Here is a 25,725-nt window from a genome sequence, read left to right as displayed (position 1 = left end):
CGTCACTGCTCCAGAGTCCACGCCGGAGCGGCCGATCGGACACGTCATCCCGGTTTTCCCCAAACGGCCGCGGCAAGCTCACCGTCTAGAGCTGTGGAATCACCTGAGCCCAGATCGCGATCATCCCGACGAACAGCGTGATGGACGCCAGCGCGGCGGCTTCTTCCACGAAAACCCTGAACATGGCCTGCTCCCTTTGTTGGAACGTATGCAGAACATTGTTCTTTCTTTGTTCTCGGGAGTCAAGCTGTCCCGCGCCTTCCAAACGGGAATGGTTAACTCGTTGATTTGACGTAATAAAAAAGCCCCGGCGCGAAGCCGGGGCTTTTCGACGAACGCTTCCTGAGAAGCGGTTCGTCTCAGTAGCGGGTCAGCATCGGGCCGCCGAACTTGTAGTTCAGGCGGACGAGGCCCATGTCGACGTCCTGACGGACGCGATCGGTCGCCGGGATGAGCGCGAACGACACGTCCTTGTCCTGCAGGAAGATGTGGTTGTACTCGACGCCAACCGACCAGTTCGGCGCAAAGCCGAACTCGAGGCCGGCACCGACCGTGCCACCCCAACGCGTCTGGTCGTTCGAGGCCAGCAGCGCACCGGAAGCCGTGCTGTAGACGTCGTACTTGGCGCCGACGACAGCCGCACCGCCCTTGACGTAGAGCAGCACGTTGTTCCAGGCGTAGCCGACCTGACCGGTGATCAGACCGAACGAGTCGATGCGCGAGCGGTTGCGAGTCGCAAACAGCGCGCTGACATTGTCGCCCGAGAAGTCAGCCCAGTTGCCCTGACCTTCGAGGCCGAACACGAACTGGCCGGACTGAAAGCGATAGCCGATCTGACCGCCGACGGTGCCGCCGGTTGCGTCATGCGAGCCTTCGCGGCCGCCGCCGACGACGTCCCAGGTGCTGCGAGCCGAACCGCCACCGCCGTTGACGCCGATGTAAAAGCCGCTCCAGTCGTAGACGGCGGCGATCGCCGCAGGCGGAGCTTTGGTGTAGGGCCGCGCCGCGAGGTCAGCAGCCAGCGCCGGCGCAGCCGCGCTGAGCGCGACGAGGCTGACAGCGGCGAGCAAAACATTCTTCTTCATTCTATTCCCGTTCCAGTTTCTTCAGTAGGCCCCCGGGCCGTTGCGTCGTGATAACAGCGATCGACGGAATTGCTGTAGCCGCGACGCAACAGTCATAGTCAAAGGGCCGCGCTTCATTAACGAACGTTTAGCAGCGCGCGCTGGAAACCCTTTGAAACAAGTGTTTTCATGACTTCCAATGTCGACTACAGGACACAAGCCGCGTGCGCGCGTACGAGCGTCGCATGCACATTCGCGTGATTGGAGAATCGAGATGCGCGGCCGAGTTACTCTTCCCATTGTCGCCACATTTTCGCTCGCTTTCGTCACATTCGTACTCGCATCGAGTGCCAGCACGCCGGCGCGCGCATTCGGCAAGAATCATCCCTTCTGCCTGACCGGTGATGAATGGCCAGGACTGAGCAACTGCAGATTCGATACTTACGCGCAGTGTCAGGCGAGCGCGTCCGGCCGCCCGCTGACCTGCATCGCCAATCCGTATTTCGCTGGACGGAGCGACGATCCATACGCGTATCAGAATCGTCCGCGCGCGTTGACGCCGGGCTACTTCCTGCCGCGCTGAAATGCGCGGCGCCAGCCTCGCGCTGATCGCGATCGCCGCACTCTCAAACGGCGGACGCGCTGACGCGCAGACCTATGATCCGGACTATCCGGTCTGCATGCAGATCTACGGCCCCGTCGGCTATTTCGACTGCCGCTACGGCTCGCTCGAACAGTGCCGATATCTCGCCGTCGGGCGCTCTGCGAGTTGCGTCGTGAACCCGTACTTCGTACGGGAGAAATCCGCCCGCGGGGCGAAGCGCAACCGATAAGCTCAGCCGAGCCGACATCCAGCTCGAGCCAGCCCCCAAAACGACGAAGTGCTCAACTCTCATCGAGCAGATTGCGGACCTTGGCGGCCAGATCCTCGATCGCAAAGGGCTTGGAAAGCAGGTGCTTGCCGGCATCGAGCATGCCGTTGTGAACGATTGCGTTTCGCGTGTAGCCGGTGGTGAACAGCACCTTCAGATCCGGGTGTCGTTTCGACAGCTCGGCAGCAAGTTCAGCGCCGGTCATGTCGGGCATGACGACGTCGGTGAACAGCAGATCGGGAACGAAGCCGTTGTCGATCGTCCGGATCGCGTCCTTGGCGCTCGCGGCTTCGATCACGGTATAGCCGAGCTCGCGCAGGCTCTCGGATGAGATGCTGCGGACGCGCTCATCGTCCTCCACGACGAGAATGGTCTCGTGCTGATGGATTGCACCGGGATGCGTGGCTCCTTGCGGCGCGGCCTGGACGGCCTCCTCGCCCGCGAAGCGCGGCAGATAGATCTTCACGGTCGTGCCGACGTCGACCTCCGAATAGATTTTGACGTGGCCGCCCGACTGCCGCACGAAGCCGTAGACCTGACTGAGACCGAGGCCGGTGCCCTTCCCCACGATCTTGGTCGTGAAAAACGGGTCGAAGACCTTTCCGAGAACATCGGCAGGGATTCCCGTGCCGTTGTCCGTCACGGCAATGAGAACATACTGCCCGGGCGACAGGGCGTACTCGCGTGCATATTTCGGATCGATCGAGGCGTTGCTGGTTTCTATCGTCAGCCTGCCGCCTTTTGGCATGGCATCGCGCGCATTGACTGCGAGGTTGATGACAGCGCTCTCCAGTTGGGCGGGGTCCGCCTTGACGCGCCAGAGGCCGGCCGCCAGGACCGTCTCGAGGCGAATGAGCTCACCGAGCGATCGCTCGAGCAGTTCGCTCATCCCGCCGACCATCTTGTTGATGTCGACGATTTCGGGCGCGAGGGGCTGTTGGCGCGAGAACGCGAGCAGCCTTTGCGTCAAAGTGGCGGCGCGGTTTGCGCCGTCGATGGCGCCCTCGATGAAGCGGTCGATGTTGACCTCTCCCTTGCCGATCCGCCGTTTGGCCAGATTCAGGCTGCCGAGAATCACGGCCAGCATATTGTTGAAATCGTGCGCGATCCCTCCGGTCAATTGCCCGACGGCCTCCATCTTCTGGGATTGCCGCAATTGCTCCTCGGCTTTCATGCGCTCGGCAATCTCGTCGGCGACACGTTGCTCCAGCTCGGCATTGAGCGCCTCGAGCCGGGTGAGAAGCCGCGCGTTGTCGATCGCCGTCGCAGCATGGCCGGCAATGCCGAGCAGTGCGCCCTCATGCTCCGCCTGGAATTTGGCTGTCTCGGCATGACCGAAGAAGAGACCGCCGAGAACCTCGCCCGTTCGCGAGATCACGGGGACCGCCAGATAGGATCGGACCGGAAGATGGCCCTCGGGCATGCCTTTCCGCGGCGCGTTCTTGCCATAGCGCGGGTCCGCGAGAATGTCGTCGGACCTCACCACGCCCGTGCCCTTGAACGTCGGCTCGAACAAGGCGGTGCTGCGGGGCATCGGGAAGTTTTCAAAGGCCGACCGAGGCGCACCGGACAGCGAGTAGAGCATATAGCTGTCACCATCCGGCGAGAGGACGTTGTAGAAGAACGCGCCGAACTGGGCCCCCGCGAGCTCGACGCCGGCGTCCGTCACGATCTGGACGATCTTCTCGAGGTCGCGCTCGCGCGCGACCGATGCCCCGGTATCGTTCAGTATTCTGAGATGACGCTCGGTCTTCTTTTGTGCGGAGATATCCAGCACCGTCCCGATGAATCGAACGGCCTGGCCATTGGAGAAGATGGCCTGACCGGTCGCGGCGATCCAGCGCTCGATACCATCCTCTATTCCGACGGTTCGATATTCGATGTTGTAGTTCGTCGGAGAATGGGGCGACAGGGATGCCGATACCGCCTCGTGGGCACGCTGCCTGTCATCGGGATGAATTCCCTTCAGGAAGGCCCCTTCATAGCTGACCTCGGCGTCCGGCGATAAGCCGAACACCTCCTTGCAGCGGTTGTCCCATCGGAGAACGTCGTTGACGGGATCGTAGTCCCAAGTGCCGATGCCGGCCGCCTTGTTCGCGAGGACCAGCCGTTCGGCAGCCTCCCATGCGGCCTGGTCCGATCGAACGCGCTCGATATGGGCCCAGGATCGTTCTGTGACCTCTGCGAGCAAAGCGAGTTCGCGCGGCGTCCACCGATGCGGGCCCTGATGGTGGATCGCCATCAAGGCCGTGAGTTGCCCCTCTTTGACCAGGGGCATGCAGAGGGTCGAGCCTATCCCGATCTTCTGGAACGCGGCGGCTTCCTCGGGCGCGATCTCCTTCAGATTGTCGTTGATGATGAGGGGTCTGCCGGCGCTCAGTTCTCGCACCGCCTTCTTGCCGAAGTCGGCCAGGCTGTAGTGGCCGAGAATGTGCATCGCACCGGCTGCCGCCCAATCGCCGCGTACGGTGAAACCGTCCTGGTCGGCGTCCATGTCGGCATAAGCGCAGTTGGAAGCGCCCAGATGCTCACCAAGCATCCTTGTTGTGACGGCCATGATGCCGTCCGCATCGCGGGTCCTGGCGGTCTCCCTGTTGAGCGTGTCCAGGAACAGCAGACGGGCTTCGTTCTCCCGCACCGCCATCTCGGCGCGGCGACGTTCGACCGCCGTGCGCGTGCGCTCGGCCACGTCCCGAATGAGCTCGAGCTCTTCGGCGCTCCATTCTCGGGGCTTGGCGTTGTTGAGGTACAACAGGGCCACGACGCCGTCCGGCTCGGAAATCGGCATGTTGACCAGCGCGCGCGCAGAGATGGCCTCGAGCGCCTGAGCGCGGTCGCCGACGCGAGGGTCCTTTTCCGCATCGGCACAGACGACCGTCTCGCCTCGCTTCAGGTCCTCGATGTAGCTGCCGTAGTCGCGGAATCGCAGCACCCCTGCCAGGCTCGAGATGCCTGGCGCGTTCCAGTCGCGGGCGATGGTGATGGTCTCCGCCGCCGGATCGACCGTGCCGTACCCTGCCCGGCTGACGTTCAGGCTGCGGCCAAGCAGCTCCGCCGCCGCATAGGCGAGATCGTCCGGATTGCCGATCTCCCGAATGTAGTCGCCGAGGGTGGCCAAGACGGCGTTACGGTCGACCGAGGGCGCCCCGCTCGCCGTCGTCATCGGTCTCCCCCCGGACAATTCCCTCTCTCCACCAAACGCACTGATGAACCGGTAACCCCAGGGCGGCATATAGGTTCCCGGCCGCGAGGACTGGCTAAAACATGCTTCCGCCACCTCTTGCCAACGGCATCAGCGGATGCAGGCGCTACGACAGGCCGTGCTCGGACGCGCTACCAAAGATTGAGGCATCGCTCGTTGTCGTGTAGCCTCGCACCTGGTCTCACCGTGCGCGGCCTCCTCGCTTCATGCTTGCCCGTATTCTGATTCTTGTTGCCTCGCTGTCGATGTCCGGCACGTTGCATGCCCAGGGCACGCCGGCCGAAAAAGCCGGATTTGCCTCCAGGCTGACGATCTATCTTGCCAAGGGCGCACCCGACGCCTGCGGGCCGGGCTGCGACCGCTGGATCGCCATCGAGGGCGAGATCGATCGGGACTCCGCCCCGCGCGTTCGCCGCTTCCTCGCCGGCGTCAAGGACACGCAGCGCCCGATCTACCTCCATTCGCCCGGCGGCAACGTGGAGCAATCCTACCTGATCGGGCGGTTGCTGCGCGGCCGCAAGGCGATCGCCAGGGTTGGCCGGACGATCGCGAGCGCGTGCGCCGGAGGGACGCAGGCGGATGCCGCCTGCCTGAAGATCAAGAACGCAGGTGGCGAGGTCGAGGCCGAGCTGACCACTTACCGCGCGATGTGCAACTCGGCTTGCGGTTACCTGTTTCTCGGAGCGACGTCGCGCGAGGTCGCCCCCGACGCGGTGCTGGCGGTCCATAGCTCCCGGCTGGTCCTCGCCTTCCGTGGGAATCCACCACCGGAGGCGGTCGCGGAATACAGGCAGCGCCGGATGCTGGCGGCTGATCGCGATCGCGCCGCGTTCATCGCAGCGATGGGCATCAGCCGCGAACTCGATGCTCTGATCCGGACCGTGAAGTTCGAGAACCTGCACGTGCTCAAGCGATCCGAGCTCTATCGTTTCGGCATCGACACGCGACCGCTCGCCGAGACGACGTGGACGCTGGGGAAGGAGGCCCGGCCATTCATCCGCAAGGTCGCGATGCTGAAGACGGAGAACGGCACCTCATTCCGCACAATGGAGTGGCGCCTGTCCTGCGAAAGCACCAAGGGCGTGCCGCTTACGTTCTTTGCGGAGGCCGAGGAGACGACCGCCGGCAAGAGCACGATCGTGATGACCGCCGACGCCGACGCGGACCAGAAGGCTGGAGGGTCTCCGTTGCGGTCCGGCAAGTACGAGGTCTGGCGCGGCAGCATCGACGCCGGCATGATCAAGGCGATACTGGCGTCCCGCACCCTGCATGTCCGCGAAACCACCCCGCTGCCGGACGACAAGACCGACATCACGAATTTCGACATCGACCTGAGAGGCCTGGCCTCGGTGTGGACCCAGCTCAAATCATCCTGTGCCTCGTCGACGCTCAGCCCGATCAGCCCCTGGCCGACGATGCTTCAGCAGGCGGCTCCGTGGCAGGCGAATGGATGGCCCGCGAGTCCCTGGACAGCAACTACGTCCCTCGGCGCAACGCCTGCGGCTGCGCCGTTGCAAGCACAAGGGGAGCAATGAGCAGATTTGTTGATCGATGTACCCGCCGGACGCCGCCAGCCGTCTGATCGCGCTGGTGCGCGCGGGAGTGCTGCGTCTCGACGAGTATGAGACGACGGCCTTCGACCTCGAGCATGCCAACGAGGCGGTCGAGCACGCCGCGGCCAATTGCGGGCCGTTCAGAATGACGGTGATCAGGCCTTGAGCCCTAGGGGCGCGGAAAAGCGCCGTCGCCGTTTCTTTTCGCCAGTCCCGCCAAGCACTTGGCTACTGTGCATGGGGTTGTTTTTGCAGTTTTGCTAATCGAGCTCGATCACCTGGCCGTTCGACAGCGAGACGCGCCGGTCCATGCGGCCGGCGAGCTCCATGTTGTGGGTCGCGATCAGCATCGAGACCCGCGTCGCCTTGACGAGCTGCATCAAGGCCTGGAACACGTGCTCGGCAGTGCCGGGGTCGAGATTGCCGGTCGGCTCGTCCGCAAACAGCACGCGAGGCGCGTTCGCAACGGCGCGTGCGATCGCGACGCGCTGCTGCTCGCCGCCAGACAGTTCGGCGGGGCGGTGGGTGATGCGATCACCGAGGCCGAGATAGCCGAGGATCTCCTGGGCGCGCTTGACGGTCTCGGACTTCTTCAGGCCGCGGATCATCTGCGGCAGCATGACGTTCTCCAGCGCTGAGAATTCCGGCAGCAGCCGGTGCGACTGGTAGACGAAGCCGATATCGGTGCGGCGCAGCTGGGTGCGCTCGATGTCGGGCAATTGCGAGGTCGGCGCGCCGTTGACATAGACCTCGCCGGAATCGGGCGCTTCCAGCAGCCCCGCGATGTGCAGCAGCGTCGACTTGCCGGAGCCCGAGGGCGCCACCAGCGCGACCGACTGGCCGGCCCACAGCGCCAGCTTGGCGCCGTCGAGGATGGTCAGCGGCACCTCGCCCTGCAGATACTGGCGCTTTATCTCGTGGAGATAAATCACCGGTACGTCTTCCGCCCCCTGGCTCTCCATCAGCCCCTCACTCGTACCGGAGCGCTTCGACGGGATCGAGGCGCGCGGCGCGCCAGGACGGATAGAGCGTGGCGAGGAACGACAGCGTCAGCGCCATGATGACGACCGCTGTGGTCTCGCCGACGTCGATCTCGGCGGGCAGCTTCGACAGGAAGTAGAGCTCCGGCGAGAACAGCTCGGTGCTGGTCAGCCAGGACAGGAATTGCCTGATCGATTCGATGTTGAGGCAGATCACGAGGCCGACGCAGAATCCGACCAGCGTGCCGACCACGCCGATCGAGGCGCCCGTGATCAGGAAGATGCGCATGATCGAGCCCTGCGAGGCGCCCATCGTGCGCAGGATCGCGATGTCGCTGCCCTTGTCCTTCACCAGCATGATCAGGCCGGAGACGATGTTGAGCGCCGCGACCAGCACGATCATGGTCAGGATCAGGAACATCACGTTGCGCTCGACCTGGAGCGCGTTGAAGAAGGTCGAGTTGCGCTGCCGCCAGTCGACCAGGAACACCGGCCGGCCCGCCGCCTCCGTCACCGCCTTTCGGAAGGCGTCGATCCTGTCGGGGTTGGTGGTGAACACCTCGATGGAGGTCACGTCGTTGCTGCGGTTGAAATAGGCCTGCGCTTCGGCGAGCGGCATGAACACGAAGCCGAGGTCGTATTCGGACATGCCGATCTCGAACACTGCGACGATCTTGTACGGCTTGATCCGCGGCGTCGTGCCCATCGGCGTCACCGCGCCCTTCGGCGCCACCAGCGTCACGCTGTCGCCGGCATGCAGCGACAGCTGGTCGGCGAGGCGTCGTCCGATCGCCACGCCCTGCCCCTCGTCAAAGCCCTCGAGCGAGCCCTGCTTGATGTTCTTCGCGATCGAGGTGAGGTTGTTGAGGTCGTCGGAGCGGATGCCGCGCACCAGGACGCCCGAGGCGTTCCACGGCGACGATGCCAGCGCCTGGCCGTCCACCACCGGGGCCGCGAGGCGGATGCCCTCGACCTGGCTGAGGCGATCGGCGACGTCCTTCCAGTCGGTCAGCGGCGATTCCAGCGGCTGGACCAGGATATGGCCGTTGAGGCCGAGGATCTTGTCGAGCAGCTCCTTGCGGAAGCCGTTCATCACGGCCATGACGATGATCAGCGTTGCGACGCCCAGCATGATGCCGAGAAAGGAGAACCCGGCGATGACCGAGATGAATCCCTCCTTGCGGCGCGCCCGCAAATAGCGCGCCGACAGCATCCATTCGAAGGGCGCAAAAGGCGCGGTTTGCACGGTTTCGGTCATGGTCTCATCCATCGCTCGATAATCCCATGATTCGGGGTCAATTGTGGCCGGATTGGCGGCCGCGATATCGCGCGATGAACAATATTCAGCCGACCAGCCTTATCGGCCAACAAGTCTTGCGACCGCATCGGCAGGCAACATGGTCTCGCGGGCGCCGTCGCTGCGCCGCTTGATCTCGACCTTGCCGTCGGCAAGCCCCTTGGGCCCGATCATGATCTGCCAGGGGATGCCAATCAGGTCGGCGGCCGCGAACTTCGCACCTGCGCGCTGGTCGGTGTCGTCGTAGAGCACGTCGACGCCCTTGGCGGTGAGCTCTGCATAGAGCTTCTCGCAGGCCGCATCGACCGCGGCATCGCCCTGCTTGAGGTTGAGAATCGACACGCGGAACGGCGCAACGGCTTCCGGCCATTTGATGCCGGCATCGTCGTGACAAGCCTCGATGATGGCACCTAACAGGCGCGAGACGCCGACACCATAGGAGCCGCCATGGATCGGAACGTCGACGCCATCAGGCCCGGCCACGAGCGCCTTCATCGGCTCGGAATATTTCGTGCCGAAATAGAAGATCTGGCCGACCTCGATGCCACGGGTGTTCACCCGCTTGTCCACGGGCACCTCCTGCTCGAACCGGGCGGCGTCATGGACGTCCTCGGTCGCGGCATAGAGCGAGGTCCACTGCTTGATGATCGGCGTCAGGTCGCCCTCGTAGTCGACGTCCTCGCCCGGCACCGGCAGGTCCAGCACGTCGCGATTGATGAACACGCCGGATTCGCCGGTCTCTGCCAGCACGATGAACTCGTGGCTGAGATCGCCGCCGATCGGGCCGGTCTCGGCGCGCATCGGGATGGCCTTCAGGCCCATCCGCGCGAACGTGCGCAAATAGGCGACGAACATCTTGTTGTAGGCGACCCGCGCCGCAGCCTCGTTGAGGTCGAACGAATAGGCGTCCTTCATCAGGAACTCGCGGCCGCGCATCACGCCGAACCGCGGACGCTGCTCGTCGCGGAATTTCCATTGGATGTGATAGAGATTCAGCGGCAGGCTCTTGTACGACTTCACGTAGGCACGAAAGATCTCGGTGATCATTTCCTCGTTGGTCGGCCCGTACAGGAGCTCGCGCTTGTGGCGGTCGGCGATGCGCAGCATCTCCGGACCATAGGCGTCGTAACGGCCGCTCTCGCGCCAGAGGTCGGCAAGCTGCAAGGTCGGCATCAAGACCTCGATCGCACCGGACCGGTCCTGCTCCTCGCGCACGATCTGCTCGATCTTCTTGAGCACGCGAAAGCCCAGCGGCAGCCAGGCATAGATGCCGGCCGCCTCCTGCCGGATCATGCCCGCGCGCAGCATCAGCCGATGCGAGACGATCTCCGCCTCTTTCGGGTTTTCCTTCAGGATGGGCAGAAAGAACCGCGACAACCGCATGGCAATACTCTGGGAATCACTGATCGCTTGCAGTGAAACCGGATTGGGAGCGAAAACACAAGACCGGGAATGAGGAAAAGCCGCTAACGCGGCGAAATTCCTCATCATTTTTCCGTCGGCTTAAGGTTCAGCTCGAGGTGTGCTTACGGCAATGTGACGTGACGATCAGTCTCGCTTCAATTTCATTCCCGAATGATCCGGCATTTTCTTCATGTCCATATGACCGGAATGCCCGGCATCGCCCGGCGCCTGCGCACCGACGCCCTGGACGTCGAGGGAGACGGCGACCTTGCCGGCCTTCTCGAATTGCAGCGTCACCGGCACCTTGTCGCCCTGCTTGAACGGGCCCTTCAGCTCCTGGAGCATCAGGTGATAGCCGCCCGGTGCGAGCTTCACCGTCTTGCCGGGGTCCACCGCGAGGCCCTTGTCGAGCGCGCGCATCTTCATGACGCCATTGTCCATGGCCATCTCGTGGATCTCGGACTTCCCGGCTATGTCGGCAGATACGCTCACCAACCTGTCCGGCGCCGTCCCCTTGTTCTCGATGACGAGATAGCCGCCGGCAACCTTTGCGCCGCCCGGTGTCGCACGGCTCCACGCCTGTGATATGACGAGATCGCCGGCCTTGACGTCCTCGGCGGCGGCCGGTGCCGCGCAAAGTGCAAGGGCAAACGCAGCAAGCAGCACACCGTTCAACTTGGTCTTCATATCGTTGCTTCCTTTTGCAGACTGAACGTCAGTTTCTTGAGAGTTGGTGCGCCGACCATTTTTCCAGATCGGAAATTTCGGCGGAGCCTTCGATCGTCGTGATGATCCCGTCCCGGGAAATCAGCATCGTCCTGGGGATGTCGCCCTGCCAGGCCGGATCGATCTCGAACCGCAAGCGCTCGACAAAGCCGTCGTTGAAGATGAAGTTTTCGGCCGACGACAGCCCCGCCTTGTCGAGCATCGATTGCGTCGCGGCCGGCAGGTTCGGCACGAGATCGGCGCTGATCGTGACGACATCGATCTCCGGATGGTCCTTGGCAAACTTCCCAAGCAGCGGCAGCTCGACCTTGCACGGTCCGCAGGTCACGCCCCAGAAGTGCACCAGCGTCGGGCGGTCGGCATGCCCCTTGAGCAAGCTTTGCCAGGTGCCTCGTTGGAATGGCTTGAGCGCCGGAGGGGCCCCGAGCGCAGATGCCGATGCGATCAGGATAGCCAGACCCAGAATGGCTGCAAATCGACGTCTCATGGTTGGTCCTCGATCGCTGTGAGACGATAGCCATCCGCCTTCGTCATCCATGACAGGTAGACCTGTTTGCCATTGGAGACGAGCATAGGATGGTCGGAAGTATCGGTCGTGCTCGATATCGCCTTCGGCCGCGACCAGGTCTCGCCATCGTCATGAGAGATCATCATCTGGACCGCCGTCTTCTCGCCATCGAACTCCTTCCACACCATCACCGTTCCCGCCGGGCCGGCGAGCACGAAGGGACGCGTCGGATTGCGATCCGGCCGTCCAAGCGCCATCGGCGCAGAGAACGTACGGCCCTCGTCGCGCGAGTGGGCGTAGAACAATCCCTTCCGCGCCTTCCCGTTCGTGTACCAGGCGACGTGATACGTTCCGTTCGGCCCGATGGTGAGGCTGGGCCCGTGGTGTGGGCAGGCATTGATCTGCCAATCATCGTTGCTGACCCGACGGATTTCGCCCGGTGTCGAGACTGCGGCGAAGGTCATGACCGCGTGATCGCGCACGCCGCCTTCGAAGATGTTCCTGAAGATCACGGCCGGCCGCCCCGGCGCCGCGAATGCCAGTCCCAACCGGCAGCACTCGCAGGTGCCCTCCCGCGCAAGACGGGCCTCGGTGTAGGTGGCACCGCCATCGCCGGACGCAGCAAAGAACAGCGCTGCTCCCTCGTACTTCCGTCCGGCCTCCCTTGCAGGCACACGATTGCGCTTGTCGAGCCATGCCGCGAAGACCGTTCCGTCCTGATCGAGAGCCAGCGCTTCAAAACGCTGGCTCTCATTGCTTGCGGTGATGGGCTTCAGCTCCGCGAAGCTTTTCCCGCGATCGGCCGAACGCGTGTAAAGCACCTGGCCATTGAAGGCTTCGTCCCTGAAGATCGAGAACGCGACGGCAATGTCGCCGTTGCGATCGACGACGATCTTCGGCCGCGCATCTGGTCCCCAATCGAGGTTCAGCCGCTTCGTCGTGAGCTGGACGGGGACCGAGAAATTGCGGCCCGCATCCTGCGAACTCGCGACCGAGACCTGCCCGCCCGCCATCCAGACTAGCCACAGCGTTCCGTCCGGAGCGAATGCGGGCGTCGCCTTGGTCGCACAGCGCAGCGTGGGCTCCTCACACGCCGCTTCGGACGCATGCGGAGCGCGCATCTGTCCGAGCGCCGCACCTTGCAGCAATGCGAGAGTGACGATCCCGAGCAGGCCACTTCGGATCATGGCCATGCTCCCTTCAAAAGCCCGGATCATTTGAACGCCACCTTCATACCCGCAACGAAGGTGCGCGGCGAGCCCGCATAGATCGCCCCCGTCGTGTTTGCGAGCACGCTCGCGGGATTTTGAAGGCCCGCCGCGGTCACCGTGTTGGTGATGTTGTTGGCCGAGGCGACATAGGTGCGGTCGAAGACATTTCTGACTTCGAGAAACAGGTTCAACGATCTGAAGGTGTCCGACACCAGATCGGTCTTGTAGTGCACGTTCAGATTGACCAGCTCATAGCCGGGTGCCTTCAGCAGATTCGCATTGTCCATGTAGAAGGAGTCCTTCCACTGCAGTTCGACAAAGCCGCCGAGACCTGCCAGCGGCCCGGCGAACTCGTCATATCCAATTCGCGCCGTCAGCTCGTTGGGGGAGATGCCGGGAATCTTGTTGCCGGCACGGTTGAAGCTGAACACCGCGCCATTGGTGATGTTCTCGACATACTCGGTGTAGACCTCGTCCAGATAGGTATAGGCCGCCGTGAACCGCCAGCCCGGATAGAACTTCCAGTCCGCGGCAAGCTCGATGCCGCGGTGCTCCGACCGCGGTGCGTTGAATGTATAGGATATGCCGGCAATCGGAGTCGCCTGACTGACGATCTCGTTGCGGAAGAACTCGTAGAAGCCGGTCGCGCTGAGCTTGAGCGTGTTGTTCGGCGTCCAATCGAAACCGAGGTCGTAACCTAGATTCTTCTGGGTTTGGAGCTGGGTATTGTTGCCCGACAAGCCCGTCGGAAGGACGAAGAGGTTCGAAACCTGCGGAGTGCCGTATCCCGTGGCAACTCGTCCGCGGAAGAGCCATTCGTTGTTGAGATTGTAGAGGAGCGCCAACTCTGGCGCAGCATTTTGAAACTGCCGGTCCGCGGTCGTCAGGGTTGTTGTGGTGATGCCGGTGGGACCCGCATACGCATACGCGGTGTTTGTCCCCTTCAGTAGGGTGGTCTCCCAACCAATGCCGGCGACCGCCGTCAGCGAGGTCGTCAGCCTGAGCTCTTCCCTGGCACGCACCCCATAATTGGTCGTTTCGCTGAAGAGATTGCTCGAGAGCCTGCCGAGCGTGGCATTGCCCCCCGGCATCACATTTCGCGTGTCACTCGACGCCGTCAGGGTATTGTAGAAGGCGCCGAAGAACGCGGTCGACTCCATCCCGAAGATCTCGCCGCGCTTGGTGAGATCGCTCATGTAGTTGTACGACGGAAAATCTCCGATCGAACTCGTCGCGCCGGTCGGCTGGCTGATGTTCCTGTCGTCGAACACGAACTGATTACGCCACGTCATGGTGCTGTCGAAATCGTGCTCCCACCGGCCGCCGACGATGGTCCGCCGGTCGTTGCGGCCGAGGCCGGCCTGCAGGGCCGTTTCCGTGTCGGTTCCGGCAGTTGCGTTGAAGCCGTTGTTGAACAGCCTGACCGTCCCGCATCCAGGCGCGGCGGTGGTACCGGTGGCACATCCCTGCTGGAACGGGTTGAGGTAATACTGGTTCAGCGACTGCCGGATCGGCAATCGCGTGCTGAGATCGTTATTGATGATCTTGACCGTGAAACGATCGTCCGGCGTCGCCTTCAGCGTGCCGAGGAAGTTGACGGTCTGCGTATTGAACCAGCTGTTGCCGATATAGCCATCGCCCCGCACATCGCTTGCGAACAGCGAGCCCTCGAAATTCCCGACCTTCTTGCCGGCCGCCATATAGTTGTTGAGGTAGCCGTAGCTGCCGCCGTCGACGCCGTATTCGACGCCGTCGATGGTGCCGCCCGGCCGCGTCCGGAAATTCAGCGCACCGCCGGTCGCATAGTTGCCGTAGAGCGCCGACGACGGGCCGCGGATCACGTCGATCGCGCCATAGGCGTGGGGATCGATCAGGTCGCTCCGCGACAGACCGTCCGGCTGCGTCACCGGGAAGCCGTCGTCGAAGATCACGAGATTGCGGATAGCGAAACCATTACGGGCGTTCGACCCGCGAATCGAGATGCCGAAATCACGGGGGCCATTGCCCTGCTTGATCGAAATGCCCGGGCTGTCGCGCAGGACGTCGCTGACCGAAAAGGCCGGGCGGTTCTCGAACCGGCTGCGATCGATGGTCGTCGCGGTCTGGCCGGCCGGGGCCCGATTGAGTCCGTCTCGCGCCGTGGCGGCGGTCGCGGCCCTGTCTTGGGTCGCTGCGCTGACGATGCCGCTCGGCGCAACGGGTCTCACCGTGCGGTCCGCCGAAGCGGCGCGCGGTTTCGATGGCCGGGTTGTCGGTTTGGGCCGGGTAGCCTGCGGCGCCTCGACGGTCACCGCGGGAAGTGCTTCCGAGGCGCCTTGGGCCAGCACGTCTGAGCCGATCGAGGACACCAGCCCGCAAAGCACGGGCAAGCTCGCGCGGCTGATCGCACGAATGCGTAACATCTCTTGAATTCCTGACATCCGGCACCTCGGCCGGTCCATTGCACACGCCACCGGCACGGCAACGGCGCGCGCCAATGGTTCGGTTTGTCGCTACGTCAGGAAAATTGAGGGGGTGCGCGAGCCTGCGCGCTCGAGCCCTTGTAAGGGGCGATAGCGGACGCAGGCGTCGGACGCCACACCACGCGCTGGGCGTGACGGACGGGAATTGCGAGTGCCGCATAGGTCGGCGGATCAAGGGATGCGTTGGCCTGGGCCAGGCAACACAGGGCGCACGCGCCGGCCTGCGCGGCCGGCGTGCCGGTTCGGTCGTTCAGGCCGCCCTGCTCGCTCCCGCTGTGGCAGATGACGGCGGCGGACAACGGGTCGGCCGCGGCCTGGCTGGCCGCCAGACAGGCGGCAATCGGCGCCAGCACCTGCATCGCCAAGGCGAGCAGGACCAGGGGTAAGAATTTTTGTAGCCGCGCGCGCATCCGCCGAACCATTCGTTCGTGCACCAACTAAACACTGCGCCGGGCCCGAGTCGAGGTCAGTTCCGCCGCCTTCTTGGTCCAGCTCAAATTTCGCGGAAACTGTGGTCCTGCCGCCCCACCGGGAAGGGGTGTCCGGCATTTGAGGCAGTCGGGCAATCCTCCCTTACGCACAGATTTCTTTTATTTGTCATACGGTTATACGGTGAACAGCCCGAACATTTCGTCCATTGCTCGAATTTTGAACATTCGTTGCCGAAAATGATGACAAGTGAGAAAAGTTGATCTAGCATCCTCTTGCTCAGGCGCTGACCGCAAGGTCGCAGTCTGGTGGTCCAAGTCTCGGGAGGAGCCCCTGGCGCGCAAAACGCAGCGTCGCCCCGTCAATCAAGATCAAATCTTAAGATCGGGGATAATAGGGTCGACACAATTTTCGAGCGGGGCCATGGCCCCGCTCTTTTTTTATCCGCGCGGCTGAACTGCCGATGAACGCGCCCTTTCATCCAATCGAAGACAGCTTTGAACGCGCGGCCTCGCGTTGCGCCGATCTGACGCCGCTGGTCTATCAACGTCTGTTCGAGCTGCATCCGGACACGCGGGCGATGTTCCGCTCGGACGGCAGCGACCTCGTGAAGGGATCGATGCTTGCGCTAACGATCGAGGCCATTCTCGATTTCGCCGGCGAGCGCCGTGGGCATTTCCGGCTGATCGCCTGCGAGCTCGCCTCGCACGATGCTTACGGCACGCCGCGCGAGCTGTTCACCGCCTTCTTCACCGTCATCAGAGACGCGCTGCGCGATCTGCTCGGCGACGAATGGTCGGCCGAGATCGCGCAGGCCTGGGATACATTGCTCGTGGATATCGCCGCGTTCGCCGCCGCTCCGGACTGACGCTTTGCGCTGCACCAACACAGGTGCGGCGATCTCGCGGTCGATTGCAGATTGAGTGGCAACAACTCTTGTGAGAGACTTTCGGACATCGGTTGCGCAAGCAATGACGCGCCGACGACAAAATACATGGGAGCGAGCGATGTCCGGGACGAAAGATTTCTCGACGACGAGGCGCGATCTTCTTCAGGCGGCAGCGACCGCCGGCGCCGCGACTGCCATCCTCGGCAGCATGGGCATAACCCCCGCACTGGCAGCCGCGGTCGGACGCAGCGAGAAGCCGCTGAAGGCGGCCTTCTCCAACGCGGGCCTCCAGGCCACCTGGTGCGCGCAAGGCAAGCAAGCCGCAGAATTCTGGGGCAAGCTGTTCAACGTCGAGGTGACCTGGTTCGATGGTCAGCTCGATGCGGTGAAGCAACGCGCGGCGATCGACAACATGGCTTCGCAGAAATGGGATTTCGTGGCGATCCAGGCGTTCGGCATCGGCACCCTCACCCAGCCCGTGCAGAAGATGATCGACGCCGGCACGCCCGTGATCGACATGGACACGCTGATCGCGCCGCTCGACCAGATCAACGTCCACTCCTTCCTCGCCCCCGACAACGAGTTCATGGGCGCTTCGGTGACGCAGGCGCTGTGCAATGCGATGGGCGGCAAAGGCAAGATCATCATGACGCAAGGCGCGCTCGGGCATACCGGCGCGCAAGGACGGGCCAAGGGCTTCAATTCGGTGGTCAAGCAATTCCCCGGCATCGAGGTTCTCGACACTCAGCCGGCCGACTGGGACGTGTCGAAGACCGCCCGGCTCTGGGAAACGTACCTCACGAAGTATCCCCAGATCGACGCGGCGTTCTTCCACAATGACGACATGGCGCTCGCCGCCGCCAACATCATGAAGGCCCGCGGCCGCACCAACATCCTGATCGGCGGCGTCGATGCCATGCCACCGGCGATCCAGGCCGTGAGCGAAGGCCGCATGTTCGCGACCGTTCGCAATCCTTCCTGCCGCATCCATGGCGGCGCCATCATTGCAGGCGTAGCGGCCGTGGTCGGCGGCGAGAAGAGCGGACAGGGAATCCCGAAGAACGTCGTCACCGACGGCCCGGTCGTGACCAAGGCGAATGCCGCCGGGATGCAATGGATGCAGGATCACTTCCTGATCTGAGTCTCCAAGACCTGAACTTTCATGACTGCGGGACAACGGCCCATCCTGGAACTCCAGGGCATCACGAAGAGCTTCGGCGGCGTCGAAGCGCTTCGTGGTGTCGACTTCGCGCTTCATCCCGGCGAGATCCACGGTCTCGTTGGCGAGAACGGCGCCGGAAAAAGCACGCTGATGAAGATCATCGCCGGCGTGCACACCGAGTATTCCGGCCGCTTCCTGCTGGGCGGCCAGGAGGTGCATTTCCGCTCGGCGCGGGATGCGCACACCGCCGGCATCGCCATGGTGCACCAGGAGCTCAGCGTTGCGCCCGACCTGACCGTCGCGGAGAACGTCTTCCTGGGCAATCAGCCGACCAATCGCCTCGGCCTCGTGCAATGGCGGCGGATGGCGCGCGAGGCGGGCGAGCAGCTCGCCCGCTTCGGCATCGACGTCGATCCGATGGCGCGGCTTGGCGACCTCCCGATCGGGCTGCAGCAGCTGATCGAGATCGCGCGCGTGCTGTTTTCCGGCGCGCGCATCGTCATCCTGGACGAGCCGACCTCCGCCCTCTCCCCGCCCGAGGTCGAGCGGCTGTTCGCGACGCTGCGGCGGCTGCGCGAGCAAGACACTGCGATCGTCTTCATCTCGCATTTCATCGAGGACATCCTTCGCGTCTCCGATACCGTGACCGTGTTCCGCAACGGTCGGAAGGTCGCGGAGACGGCGAGCGCCGCGACCAGCAAGGGCGCGCTGATCGAGGCCATGATCGGCCGCGGCGGCGAGGCGCTCGAGCATAGCTACACCGACGATCTGATGCTGCCGCAGCCGAGCGACAGCGCAGTGATCCTGAAGGTGGATCAGCTATCCCTCGCCCGCAGCCTGAAGGACGTCTCCTTCGAAGCGCGCGCCGGCGAAGTGCTCGGCATCTACGGCTTCATGGGCTGCGGCCAGCAGGAGCTGTCGCGCATCCTGTTCGGCAAGCTGAAGCCGGACGGCGGCACGCTCGCCGTCGAGGGCACGCCGAAGAGTTTCGCCAGCACGGCGGCGGCGCGACGCGCCGGCGTGGCGCTGGTGCCCGAGAGCCGGCGCGACATGCTGTTTCACCAGGAGCCGGTCTACAAGAACATCTCGATCAGCATTCTGGACCGCATCTCGGCGCTGCTGCTCAAGCCGGCGCGGGAGCGCGACATCGCCAAGCGCCAGGTCGAGCAATTGCAGATCCGGCCGCCGGTGGTCGGTCTCGATCTCGGCATGCTCTCGGGCGGCAACCAGCAGAAGGTCGCGCTGGCGAAATGGCTGACCTATCCGCCGAAGCTGCTGGTGCTTTGCGAGCCGACCCGCGGCATGGACGTGGGGGCCAAGAACGACGTCATCAACATCGTCCGCGACCTCCGCGCCAGGGGGCTCGCCATCATCGTGCTGTCGACCGAGCCGGAAACGGTGCTGTCGCTGGCCGACCGCATCCTCGTGCTCAAGCGCGGCACGTTGGTGCGGGAGTTCAGGAACGAGCCGGTCAGCAAGGACCGCCTGCTGGAAGCGGCGTGACGGAGAAGCACATGAGCAGCGAGACGGCTTTGGCGACAGGACAGCGGGCGCGGGGCCTTGCACCGTTCCTGCGCTCGCAGATGCGCAACATCGCCCCCTTCCTGACGCTGATCTTCCTGACCGCCTTCTTCGCCTTTGCCAGCCCCTCCTTCGCGACGCTCGACAATCTCGGCAACATCCTGACCCAGGTGTCGGTCACGGGGATCATCGCCGTCGGCCTCACCTTCGTGATCCTCTGCGCCGAAATCGACCTGTCGATCGCGAGCATCGCCAACGTCACGGGCATTGCGGTCGCCTATTTCACGCTGCAGGAATCCTACGTCAACATCGCCAACGTCCCCCTGCCCGGCGCGGTCGCGATCATCCTGTCGATCCTGCTCTGCGCCCTGCTCGGCCTCGTCAATGCGCTTGGCCTGACCGTGATCGGCATCCCCTCCTTCATCATGACGCTCGCGATGATGCAGATCGCGGCCGGCATCTCGGCGCTCCTGGTGCGCGGCCAGATCGCCTACAAGGTGCCGAGCCTGATCACGACGCTCGGCTCCGGCTCGATCGGGGGCATCCCCTGGATCGTCATCGTCGCCGCCATCATGCTGCTCGGCGGGCATCTGGTGCTGACCTACACGCGCTTCGGCCGCTACGTCTACATGGTCGGGGGCAATCGCGAGGCGGCCGAGTATTCCGGCCTCAACGTCAAGCTCATCCTGGGCGCAGTGATGGTGATCTCCGCGGTCTGCTCCGGCATCGGCGGCATGCTCGGCGTCGCCCATTTCGGCAGCGCGCAGCAGAACGAGTTCGACACCTATCTGCTCGACTCCATCGCCGCCGTCGTCGTCGGCGGCACCAGCCTGTTCGGCGGCCGCGGCGGCATCGGCAACACCATCGTCGGCCTGTTCGTCCTCGGCGTCCTCAACAACGGCCTCGACCACGTCAACATCGACAGCTTCCTGAAGATCCTGATCCGCGGCCTGATCCTCCTGGCGGCGCTGGTCATCAACGTCTACGCGCAGCGCTTGAGGGAAAAAGCGGCGGAATAGACGGCGTTCAAAACAAAAACCGCGAAAACAACCCCATGCACAGTAGAAACAGGCAGGAGTTTCAATCGCTTATCAACTCGCAACTGCGCGAGCGCAACCGCGCCCGGATTTGACTCGTCGGGCAAAACAGGAGCACGATATCAGCATGGCCGCGATCGTCGCCTAGGCAGAGCCTCACGGTACCCAATGTCCATCGCGCCGCGCTTCAAGCGACGGCCCCGGCCAGCTCCGGTTGCCAATCCCGCAGTTTTCGCGCGGCGCCGGTGACGTCAGGGATCGTCCGAAACGCCCCAGTCTCCACCATCATCGCCCTTGCCAGCCGTACCGCACGCGCCTCGCTGGTTGCCCGTCTTCGCGGATCCTCGATCAGCTCGAAGTCGATGTTGTGCGCAAGGCCGAAGATGCGGCGGATGATTTTTGCGGCGGCGAAGCCGACCGTGTCGGCGAAGAGGCGCGGCATGTAGGCATGGCGCTCGGCCTCGAGACGTGCGGCGCCCCGCTCACCGGGGAAAAGGGAGACGGGATAGGCATCGCCAGCGGCTCTACTGCGCCAGAGGTGGAGGAATTTGCGGGCGAACTGGTTCCAAACCTGCTCGACCGTCTCCAGCAGCCAGACCTCGAACGCAGCCCGCTCGCCCGACGCGCGCTCGTGGCCGGCGGAGGCGAAATAAGCCATCAGCAGATTGGCCAGCACCGCACCGACGTCAAATCCCATCGGGCCGTAGAAGGCGAACTCCGGGTCGATCACCCGCGTCTGGCTCTCCGTCACCATGATCGATCCGGTGTGGAGGTCGCCGTGGAGCAGCGCTTCGGGGCTCGCCATGAACTTCAGCTTCAGCCGGGAGATCGCGACGTGCAGGTCCATGTCGTCGCGCAACTCCGCAGCCAGGCCGTCGAGATATGGCGTGGTCCAGCGGTTCTGCTCGGCGATGCGGTAGGGATCCGTGAAGATCAGATCCTCTGTGATCTTGCACAGCGCGTGGTTGCCGGCAAAGGCCGCGATGCCGTCTTTCTTCTCGGCGGCGGAGAGCGCGAGGTCGGAGGTGAAGAACAAGGTCCTTGCCATGAACGTGGTGATGTCGTCCACGAAGCCCGGATATTGCGTTCCAGCGACAAGCCCCTTGCGCATGATGATGTGCGGCTCGAGCAGCTCCATCACCGTCAACGCCAGCGTCTCGTTGTGATGCAGCACGGCCGGCACGAGGCCGGGCGCGAGTTCAGCCTGCCGTATCAGCGCCAGGTATTCGTAATGAGCCCGTGACAGCGGCAGCGGCCAGCTTTCACCGACGAGGCGGACATAGGGCAGCGCCTGCTTCACCGCGATGCCGCCCCGCGCACCCTTCACGATGAAGACGAGATTGAGATTGCCGTCGCCAACCTCGGTGATCGCCCAGGACGCCGGCTCGCCGCCCAGTCGGGCGGCGACATCGACCACTCTTGCGATGTAATCCCGCAAATCGGCTTCATGGAGAATTCGATAATCCTGCCCCCGCGGATCGGCCAACGTTCGAGGCGCTGAACTCATTCCGGTCTCCCCCCTCTGCCGGCGGGAGCAGTTGTTCACTCCCATGTCAGGATTTGAGCCGGCCTTCTTTTCGGGGCATCATAGCCACAAAGAACGCTGGCGCCTATCGCGACGATCGTTCGACTTACCCCAGCGTCTCGATGCGCTGCGCAAGCCAGATCGTGTGGCCACCGCAATCGGGATCGTCGGCGACATGCGACACGACGCTGAAGCCGTTCCGTCCCAGGAGCGACCGATATTCGCTTGCATCCAGGCTCGCATGATACAGCGGCTCGCCGCCGAATTGTCCGATCGCCTCGCCATGCGCGGGACCGCTCGTGAACATCAGCACCGCACCTGGCGCGGCGTGCTCGCGAAAGATCGGGAACATGCGGCGCTGGTCCTCGTAGGACAGATGAAAGAAGCTGTCCCAGGCAAGGATGCCGCAAAACCGTCGCCCCAAAGCAAGCTGGCGCATGTCGCCGACGATCCATTCATGCTGCGGGAAATGACGTCGGCACTCTGCGATCATCGCCGGGGCGGAATCCACGCCAGCGACGGGGTGACCAAGACCGATCAGATATCCGGCGATCGGCGTGGCCGAGCCACAGCCCAGATCGAGGACCGGGCCGGCGGGGGGCAGCAGCGCTTGAAAGCGGTCGAGCCAGGCTCGTTCAAACAGCCCGCTTTGGGCGCGACTCTCGATCCAGTCCGATGCCTGGCGCTGGTAGAGATCGATGATCCGGTCGGCGGCTTCCGATGATGTCATGTCCGTTCTCGCGCGGCGCTTGGTCCTGAGATCGTCCGGCTCCGGCCAAGTTGAGCCGAGAAGGGATTTTACTACCTGCTGGCGCTGTCCCCGGCCAGCCCGTCCCACCCCGTCGTTGCTTCCCCCCTGGCGACCGAGACGCTTCGCCGCGAGCGATGATTTGCAATTTCGGGAACTCAAGCGTGTCGAGACAGTTTCGCTCTTCTCGGATCCTCAAGGAGACGCCAATGGCCCGCGGAACGCCTTCCATGACTGCCCTTCTGGCGATGCTGGCCATAGCTGGCTATCAAAACCGCGATAAGCTGGCCGAACTGCTCAAAGGTTCAGGCGCAGGGTCTGCTGGCGGAGCGCCAGCCGGCGGGAGTGCTCAGGAGCCGCTCGGGGGATTGCTTGGCAACCTGGGCGGCATGCTCGGCGCAGGTGGAATCGGGGGTCTGCTCAATGGAGGAATTGGCGAGCTCCTGGAAAGGTTTAACCAGAATGGCCAGGGCGAGATAGCCGATTCCTGGGTGAAGCCCGGCCCCAACAAAGAGATTTCGCCGCCTGAGCTGAAAACTGCCGTCGGCGCCGACGTGCTCGAGAAGCTCGAACAGCAGACGGGGCTCTCTCAAGACGAGATCCTCGCGAGGCTGACCCGGGAATTACCCTCGGCAGTCGACAAGTACACGCCGGACGGACGCCTGCCGCAGGCTTAACTTCCGCTGCATAATGTGAAGAGGTTTGGAAATGAGCATTCTCTGGACGATCATCATCGGCTTCGTCGCCGGCGTCATAGCCAAGTTCATCATGCCCGGCGACAACGAGCCGTCCGGCTTCATCCTGACGACCATCCTCGGGATCGTGGGCGCTTTCGTTGCGACCTACCTCGGCCAGGCCCTCGGCTGGTATCGTCCCGGAGAAGGGGCAGGATTGATCGGCGCGGTCGTTGGCGCGATCGTCGTGCTGTTCGTCTACGGGATGATCGCGGGCCGGCAAAGCCGAGCCGTCTGATAGTCGTGCGTGAAAAGCTCGTCGGGGGTCCGCACTCGCGTCAAGAGATGTGCAGGCCTTCGCCGAGTCACGCCCGGCACCGCCGAACGATTATTCCCGCTCCAGGAAGCTCGACCCGATCTCCGCCTTTCGCTTGATCGGGTCGTAATCGCAATAGACACTGTCTGCCACCAGCGTGTAGCTGGCGCTGACGTTGTATTTGTCGAGCTTCACCGAGTTCAGGCCAATCACCGCAGTGCTCTTGCCCCCGTTCCACCTGAACGGCGTCGAGCTCTTGGACTGCTCGCAGGCCAGCACGGCTTCATTGAAGACATAGCCCTCGACGAACGCCTTCAGCGTGCGCACCTGCACGGCCATTTTCCATTCGATATAGCCAATGGCACCGAGGCCGGCGACGATCAGCACCAGAAGCGCGACGACGATACGCTGAAAAGTCATTCGATGTCCCCCGGGACGCACGCCAGATAACGGATGCTTTGAAAAGCACAAAAGCGTAGCAGAAATCCAGCCTCCCGCCAGACCGCTGCGCAAGGGAGACGAATCACAGGGGGCACGCCGACACGGCGTGCCCCCTGGCTGGACGGCACCGGGGCACGAGGCCCCTCTGTCCACTTACGCCACGTGCGGGAGGGATAGTTGAGGCTGGGCCTGATCCAAAGGATTGGTGATGATCGAGCCACCGTGGCCATCTGCGGCGAGCGCGAAATCCGCGGCACTGTACTGGCCGAGCAATTGAAGCGAGGCGCTATGGTTGCCGTCGGTAATCGTGAGCGTGCCCCCAGTGTTGCCTTCGTTCGCCGTGTAGGCGAGTGAGGTCGCCTCGCCGAAGGCGATGTCGCCGAGATCGAGCTCCACGCCATCCTGCCATCCCGAGATGGTCCCGCTGAACGCCGACGACTGGTCGAGCACGAGCTTGGCGGACGCACCGCCGAACGTCACGTCGGTGAGCGTGCCACCCGCGTGGACGTATTCGAGCCCTTGCGCACCGATCGTGGTGCGAACCGCGCTGGCCCCTGCACCGACGTGCTGTATGCCGGACACGATGGTGGTGTCGCTCGCCGCGCCCCATACATACTGCCCGCCGCTGCCGATCACGGTCAGGTCGGCGGTGCCGTCATAAACGATCTGCTTCCCACCCAGGATCGAGGTGCCGGCAACAGTCCCGCCGGTGTAGATGTCCTGCTCGCCGCCGGCCACAATCGTGGTCGTTGCGGCGGTGCCGCCGTTGCCGATCACCTGGAGACCAGCGATCACGGAGCCGCTGGCGGTACCGTAGACGTAGTCCGAAGCGCCGCTCGCCACGGTGCTGCCCTGCTCTGTCCCCCAGTTGATCTGCGCGCTACCGGCCTCGAGCGTGATGTCGACGACCGTGCCGCCAGCGTAGACCTGCATGTGCGCGCCACTTCCGATGACGTAGTCCGACGCCGTCCCGTAGACGTATTGATGACTGCCGGCGCCAAACGTCCGCCCTTCCGCCGCCCCGTACACGTAGTTCGACACGCCGGTATTGCCCGCGGCATCTGCCACCACGAGATCGAAGGCGGTGTTGAACTGCTCCCAGGACAGGCTGGCGCTCCAGGCCCCGCCGGCGCCGACCGTCGTCGTCGAAACCCAGCCATTTGCTGACGTGCCGTCGCGCAGCGTGAGGGTCTGCCCGGCCGTATCGACGTCCACCGATCCGGCGATCATTGCGGTCCAGGGGTCCGCCGCCGACACGGAAGACAAGACCGGCGTCGGCTTCACTGTATCGACGGCAAAGACCTGCGCCTTGACCTCAGCTCCGCTGGCATCCTGCCAGGTCACGACGAAGCGACCGTCGGCATAACCGGCGATCGAGGGATGCGACTGATCGGAGGCCGTGCTGGTGTTGACCAGCAGTTCGCTTCCGACTCTCTGCCCGTCCGCGGTGAACACCTGCAGCTTGATGCTGCTGCCGCTGGTGTCCCCGCCCGTGCCGCTCCAGTCCTGCCAGGCAATGGCGAAATCGCCGTTGCTGAGCGCGGTGACCGTCGGCGTGAACTGCGAGTTGGCGGTCGTGGTGTTGACAAGGAATTCCCCCCCGACCCTGCTGCCGTCGGCGGCGTAAATCTGCGCCTTGATGGCGCTGCCACTGCCGTCGCCGCCCGCCTGACTGAAATCGTACCAGGTCACGACGAAGCCGCC

General features: G+C 63.7%; 22 protein-coding genes and 2 pseudogenes. 10 read left to right on the top strand and 14 right to left on the bottom strand.

Annotated elements, in window-relative coordinates; translation table 11 throughout:
* Positions 1-359: 359 nt before the first annotated feature.
* Entirely contained in the window at positions 360-1,085 is a 726-nt protein-coding gene (locus AX729_RS31315; RefSeq protein WP_061028041.1) for an outer membrane protein, read from the bottom strand.
* Between the two features lie 253 nt (positions 1,086-1,338).
* Here AX729_RS31315 and AX729_RS31310 point away from each other — a divergent pair, with 253 nt between their 5' ends.
* Both AX729_RS31310 and AX729_RS31305 read left to right on the top strand, forming a co-directional pair.
* Complete coding sequence (locus AX729_RS31310; protein ID WP_061028040.1) at positions 1,339-1,647, top strand: DUF3551 domain-containing protein; 309 nt, start codon at positions 1,339-1,341, stop codon at positions 1,645-1,647.
* Between the two features lies 1 nt (position 1,648).
* Positions 1,649-1,897, top strand: a complete 249-nt coding sequence (locus tag AX729_RS31305; protein WP_061028039.1) for a DUF3551 domain-containing protein — start codon at positions 1,649-1,651, stop codon at positions 1,895-1,897.
* Between the two features lie 52 nt (positions 1,898-1,949).
* On the opposite strand, the gene AX729_RS31300 is transcribed toward AX729_RS31305, so the two are convergent.
* Positions 1,950-5,099, bottom strand: a complete 3,150-nt coding sequence (locus AX729_RS31300; protein ID WP_061028038.1) for a GAF domain-containing protein — start codon at positions 5,097-5,099, stop codon at positions 1,950-1,952.
* A 245-nt stretch (positions 5,100-5,344) separates the two neighbouring features.
* On the opposite strand from AX729_RS31300, the gene AX729_RS31295 reads away from it, so the two are divergent.
* The gene (locus tag AX729_RS31295; protein WP_061028037.1) at positions 5,345-6,673 is read left to right on the top strand and encodes a hypothetical protein; all 1,329 of its coding nucleotides are present in this window, start codon (positions 5,345-5,347) and stop codon (positions 6,671-6,673) included.
* Between the two features lie 16 nt (positions 6,674-6,689).
* Positions 6,690-6,857 (top strand): annotated as a pseudogene (locus AX729_RS40155) (alcohol dehydrogenase); the annotation flags it as partial.
* Between the two features lie 94 nt (positions 6,858-6,951).
* Here the strand turns inward: AX729_RS40155 and AX729_RS31290 are convergent.
* From AX729_RS31290 to AX729_RS31255, 8 genes are all read right to left on the bottom strand, one after another.
* Entirely contained in the window at positions 6,952-7,653 is a 702-nt protein-coding gene (locus tag AX729_RS31290; RefSeq protein ID WP_061028036.1) for an ABC transporter ATP-binding protein, read from the bottom strand.
* A 7-nt stretch (positions 7,654-7,660) separates the two neighbouring features.
* Positions 7,661-8,941 (bottom strand): lipoprotein-releasing ABC transporter permease subunit, encoded by a 1,281-nt coding sequence (locus tag AX729_RS31285; RefSeq protein WP_061028035.1) that lies wholly within the window; start codon positions 8,939-8,941, stop codon positions 7,661-7,663.
* 87 nt (positions 8,942-9,028) lie between these two features.
* Positions 9,029-10,351, bottom strand: coding sequence for a proline--tRNA ligase (gene proS / locus AX729_RS31280; protein WP_061028034.1), 1,323 nt, complete (start codon positions 10,349-10,351; stop codon positions 9,029-9,031).
* Between the two features lie 165 nt (positions 10,352-10,516).
* Complete coding sequence (locus AX729_RS31275; RefSeq protein ID WP_061028033.1) at positions 10,517-11,059, bottom strand: copper chaperone PCu(A)C; 543 nt, start codon at positions 11,057-11,059, stop codon at positions 10,517-10,519.
* A 28-nt stretch (positions 11,060-11,087) separates the two neighbouring features.
* The gene (locus AX729_RS31270; protein WP_061028032.1) at positions 11,088-11,585 is read right to left on the bottom strand and encodes a TlpA family protein disulfide reductase; all 498 of its coding nucleotides are present in this window, start codon (positions 11,583-11,585) and stop codon (positions 11,088-11,090) included.
* Positions 11,582-12,793 (bottom strand): sialidase family protein, encoded by a 1,212-nt coding sequence (locus AX729_RS31265; protein ID WP_061028119.1) that lies wholly within the window; start codon positions 12,791-12,793, stop codon positions 11,582-11,584. Before AX729_RS31265 ends, AX729_RS31270 begins: the two co-directional genes overlap by 4 nt.
* 26 nt (positions 12,794-12,819) lie before the next feature.
* A complete protein-coding gene (locus AX729_RS31260) occupies positions 12,820-15,219 on the bottom strand; it encodes a TonB-dependent receptor family protein (RefSeq protein ID WP_061028031.1) in 2,400 nt (799 codons plus the stop codon).
* Between the two features lie 95 nt (positions 15,220-15,314).
* The gene (locus AX729_RS31255) at positions 15,315-15,689 is read right to left on the bottom strand and encodes a DUF2946 family protein (protein WP_197433722.1); all 375 of its coding nucleotides are present in this window, start codon (positions 15,687-15,689) and stop codon (positions 15,315-15,317) included.
* A 482-nt stretch (positions 15,690-16,171) separates the two neighbouring features.
* Here AX729_RS31255 and AX729_RS31250 point away from each other — a divergent pair, with 482 nt between their 5' ends.
* The 4 genes from AX729_RS31250 (at position 16,172) to AX729_RS31235 (ending at position 20,299) form a co-directional block, all read left to right on the top strand.
* The gene (locus AX729_RS31250; RefSeq protein WP_061028029.1) at positions 16,172-16,576 is read left to right on the top strand and encodes a globin; all 405 of its coding nucleotides are present in this window, start codon (positions 16,172-16,174) and stop codon (positions 16,574-16,576) included.
* A 139-nt stretch (positions 16,577-16,715) separates the two neighbouring features.
* Complete coding sequence (locus AX729_RS31245) at positions 16,716-17,738, top strand: sugar ABC transporter substrate-binding protein (protein WP_061028028.1); 1,023 nt, start codon at positions 16,716-16,718, stop codon at positions 17,736-17,738.
* 21 nt (positions 17,739-17,759) lie between these two features.
* Positions 17,760-19,262 carry a sugar ABC transporter ATP-binding protein gene (locus AX729_RS31240; protein WP_061028027.1) on the top strand — a complete coding sequence of 501 codons (1,503 nt, stop codon included), beginning with the start codon at positions 17,760-17,762 and terminating at the stop codon, positions 19,260-19,262.
* 11 nt (positions 19,263-19,273) lie between these two features.
* On the top strand, positions 19,274-20,299 hold the full coding sequence (locus tag AX729_RS31235) for an ABC transporter permease (RefSeq protein WP_061028118.1): 1,026 nt from the start codon (positions 19,274-19,276) through the stop codon (positions 20,297-20,299).
* 205 nt (positions 20,300-20,504) lie between these two features.
* On the opposite strand, the gene mtnK is transcribed toward AX729_RS31235, so the two are convergent.
* Both mtnK and AX729_RS31225 read right to left on the bottom strand, forming a co-directional pair.
* Positions 20,505-21,824 (bottom strand): S-methyl-5-thioribose kinase, encoded by a 1,320-nt coding sequence (mtnK, locus tag AX729_RS31230; protein WP_156457304.1) that lies wholly within the window; start codon positions 21,822-21,824, stop codon positions 20,505-20,507.
* 124 nt (positions 21,825-21,948) lie between these two features.
* Positions 21,949-22,572, bottom strand: a complete 624-nt coding sequence (locus AX729_RS31225; protein WP_061028025.1) for a class I SAM-dependent DNA methyltransferase — start codon at positions 22,570-22,572, stop codon at positions 21,949-21,951.
* Between the two features lie 227 nt (positions 22,573-22,799).
* Here AX729_RS31225 and AX729_RS31220 point away from each other — a divergent pair, with 227 nt between their 5' ends.
* Together AX729_RS31220 and AX729_RS31215 are read left to right on the top strand one after the other, a co-directional pair.
* Positions 22,800-23,267 carry a YidB family protein gene (locus tag AX729_RS31220; protein WP_061028024.1) on the top strand — a complete coding sequence of 156 codons (468 nt, stop codon included), beginning with the start codon at positions 22,800-22,802 and terminating at the stop codon, positions 23,265-23,267.
* Positions 23,268-23,298: 31 nt separating this feature from the next.
* Positions 23,299-23,562 (top strand): GlsB/YeaQ/YmgE family stress response membrane protein, encoded by a 264-nt coding sequence (locus tag AX729_RS31215; protein ID WP_061028023.1) that lies wholly within the window; start codon positions 23,299-23,301, stop codon positions 23,560-23,562.
* A 90-nt stretch (positions 23,563-23,652) separates the two neighbouring features.
* Here AX729_RS31215 and AX729_RS31210 read toward each other — a convergent pair whose 3' ends face one another.
* Complete coding sequence (locus tag AX729_RS31210; protein ID WP_061028022.1) at positions 23,653-24,000, bottom strand: hypothetical protein; 348 nt, start codon at positions 23,998-24,000, stop codon at positions 23,653-23,655.
* A gap of 174 nt (positions 24,001-24,174) precedes the next feature.
* Positions 24,175-25,725: pseudogene (locus AX729_RS31205) on the bottom strand (hypothetical protein); the annotation flags it as partial.

Origin of the sequence: Bradyrhizobium sp. CCH5-F6 (genome assembly GCF_001556045.1) — a bacterium.
Taxonomy (GTDB): Bacteria; Pseudomonadota; Alphaproteobacteria; order Rhizobiales; family Xanthobacteraceae; genus Bradyrhizobium.
This window is presented reverse-complemented; position numbering and strand designations above follow the sequence as displayed.

Bases quoted from the DNA above. Each gene is read 5' to 3' on its own strand.
- AX729_RS31265 (WP_061028119.1), bottom strand. From the start codon at position 12,793: ATGATCCGAAGTGGCCTGCTCGGGATCGTCACTCTCGCATTGCTGCAA.
- proS (WP_061028034.1), bottom strand. From the start codon at position 10,351: ATGCGGTTGTCGCGGTTCTTTCTGCCCATCCTGAAGGAAAACCCGAAA.
- AX729_RS31245 (WP_061028028.1), top strand. From the start codon at position 16,716: ATGTCCGGGACGAAAGATTTCTCGACGACGAGGCGCGATCTTCTTCAG.
- AX729_RS31210 (WP_061028022.1), bottom strand. From the start codon at position 24,000: ATGACTTTTCAGCGTATCGTCGTCGCGCTTCTGGTGCTGATCGTCGCC.
- AX729_RS31310 (WP_061028040.1), top strand. From the start codon at position 1,339: ATGCGCGGCCGAGTTACTCTTCCCATTGTCGCCACATTTTCGCTCGCT.
- mtnK (WP_156457304.1), bottom strand. From the start codon at position 21,824: ATGAGTTCAGCGCCTCGAACGTTGGCCGATCCGCGGGGGCAGGATTAT.
- AX729_RS31295 (WP_061028037.1), top strand. From the start codon at position 5,345: ATGCTTGCCCGTATTCTGATTCTTGTTGCCTCGCTGTCGATGTCCGGC.
- AX729_RS31315 (WP_061028041.1), bottom strand. From the start codon at position 1,085: ATGAAGAAGAATGTTTTGCTCGCCGCTGTCAGCCTCGTCGCGCTCAGC.
- AX729_RS31225 (WP_061028025.1), bottom strand. From the start codon at position 22,572: ATGACATCATCGGAAGCCGCCGACCGGATCATCGATCTCTACCAGCGC.
- AX729_RS31215 (WP_061028023.1), top strand. From the start codon at position 23,299: ATGAGCATTCTCTGGACGATCATCATCGGCTTCGTCGCCGGCGTCATA.
- AX729_RS31300 (WP_061028038.1), bottom strand. From the start codon at position 5,099: ATGACGACGGCGAGCGGGGCGCCCTCGGTCGACCGTAACGCCGTCTTG.
- AX729_RS31220 (WP_061028024.1), top strand. From the start codon at position 22,800: ATGGCCCGCGGAACGCCTTCCATGACTGCCCTTCTGGCGATGCTGGCC.
- AX729_RS31240 (WP_061028027.1), top strand. From the start codon at position 17,760: ATGACTGCGGGACAACGGCCCATCCTGGAACTCCAGGGCATCACGAAG.
- AX729_RS31305 (WP_061028039.1), top strand. From the start codon at position 1,649: ATGCGCGGCGCCAGCCTCGCGCTGATCGCGATCGCCGCACTCTCAAAC.
- AX729_RS31250 (WP_061028029.1), top strand. From the start codon at position 16,172: ATGAACGCGCCCTTTCATCCAATCGAAGACAGCTTTGAACGCGCGGCC.
- AX729_RS31285 (WP_061028035.1), bottom strand. From the start codon at position 8,941: ATGGATGAGACCATGACCGAAACCGTGCAAACCGCGCCTTTTGCGCCC.
- AX729_RS31260 (WP_061028031.1), bottom strand. From the start codon at position 15,219: ATGTTACGCATTCGTGCGATCAGCCGCGCGAGCTTGCCCGTGCTTTGC.
- AX729_RS31270 (WP_061028032.1), bottom strand. From the start codon at position 11,585: ATGAGACGTCGATTTGCAGCCATTCTGGGTCTGGCTATCCTGATCGCA.
- AX729_RS31235 (WP_061028118.1), top strand. From the start codon at position 19,274: ATGAGCAGCGAGACGGCTTTGGCGACAGGACAGCGGGCGCGGGGCCTT.
- AX729_RS31275 (WP_061028033.1), bottom strand. From the start codon at position 11,059: ATGAAGACCAAGTTGAACGGTGTGCTGCTTGCTGCGTTTGCCCTTGCA.
- AX729_RS31255 (WP_197433722.1), bottom strand. From the start codon at position 15,689: ATGCGCGCGCGGCTACAAAAATTCTTACCCCTGGTCCTGCTCGCCTTG.
- AX729_RS31290 (WP_061028036.1), bottom strand. From the start codon at position 7,653: ATGGAGAGCCAGGGGGCGGAAGACGTACCGGTGATTTATCTCCACGAG.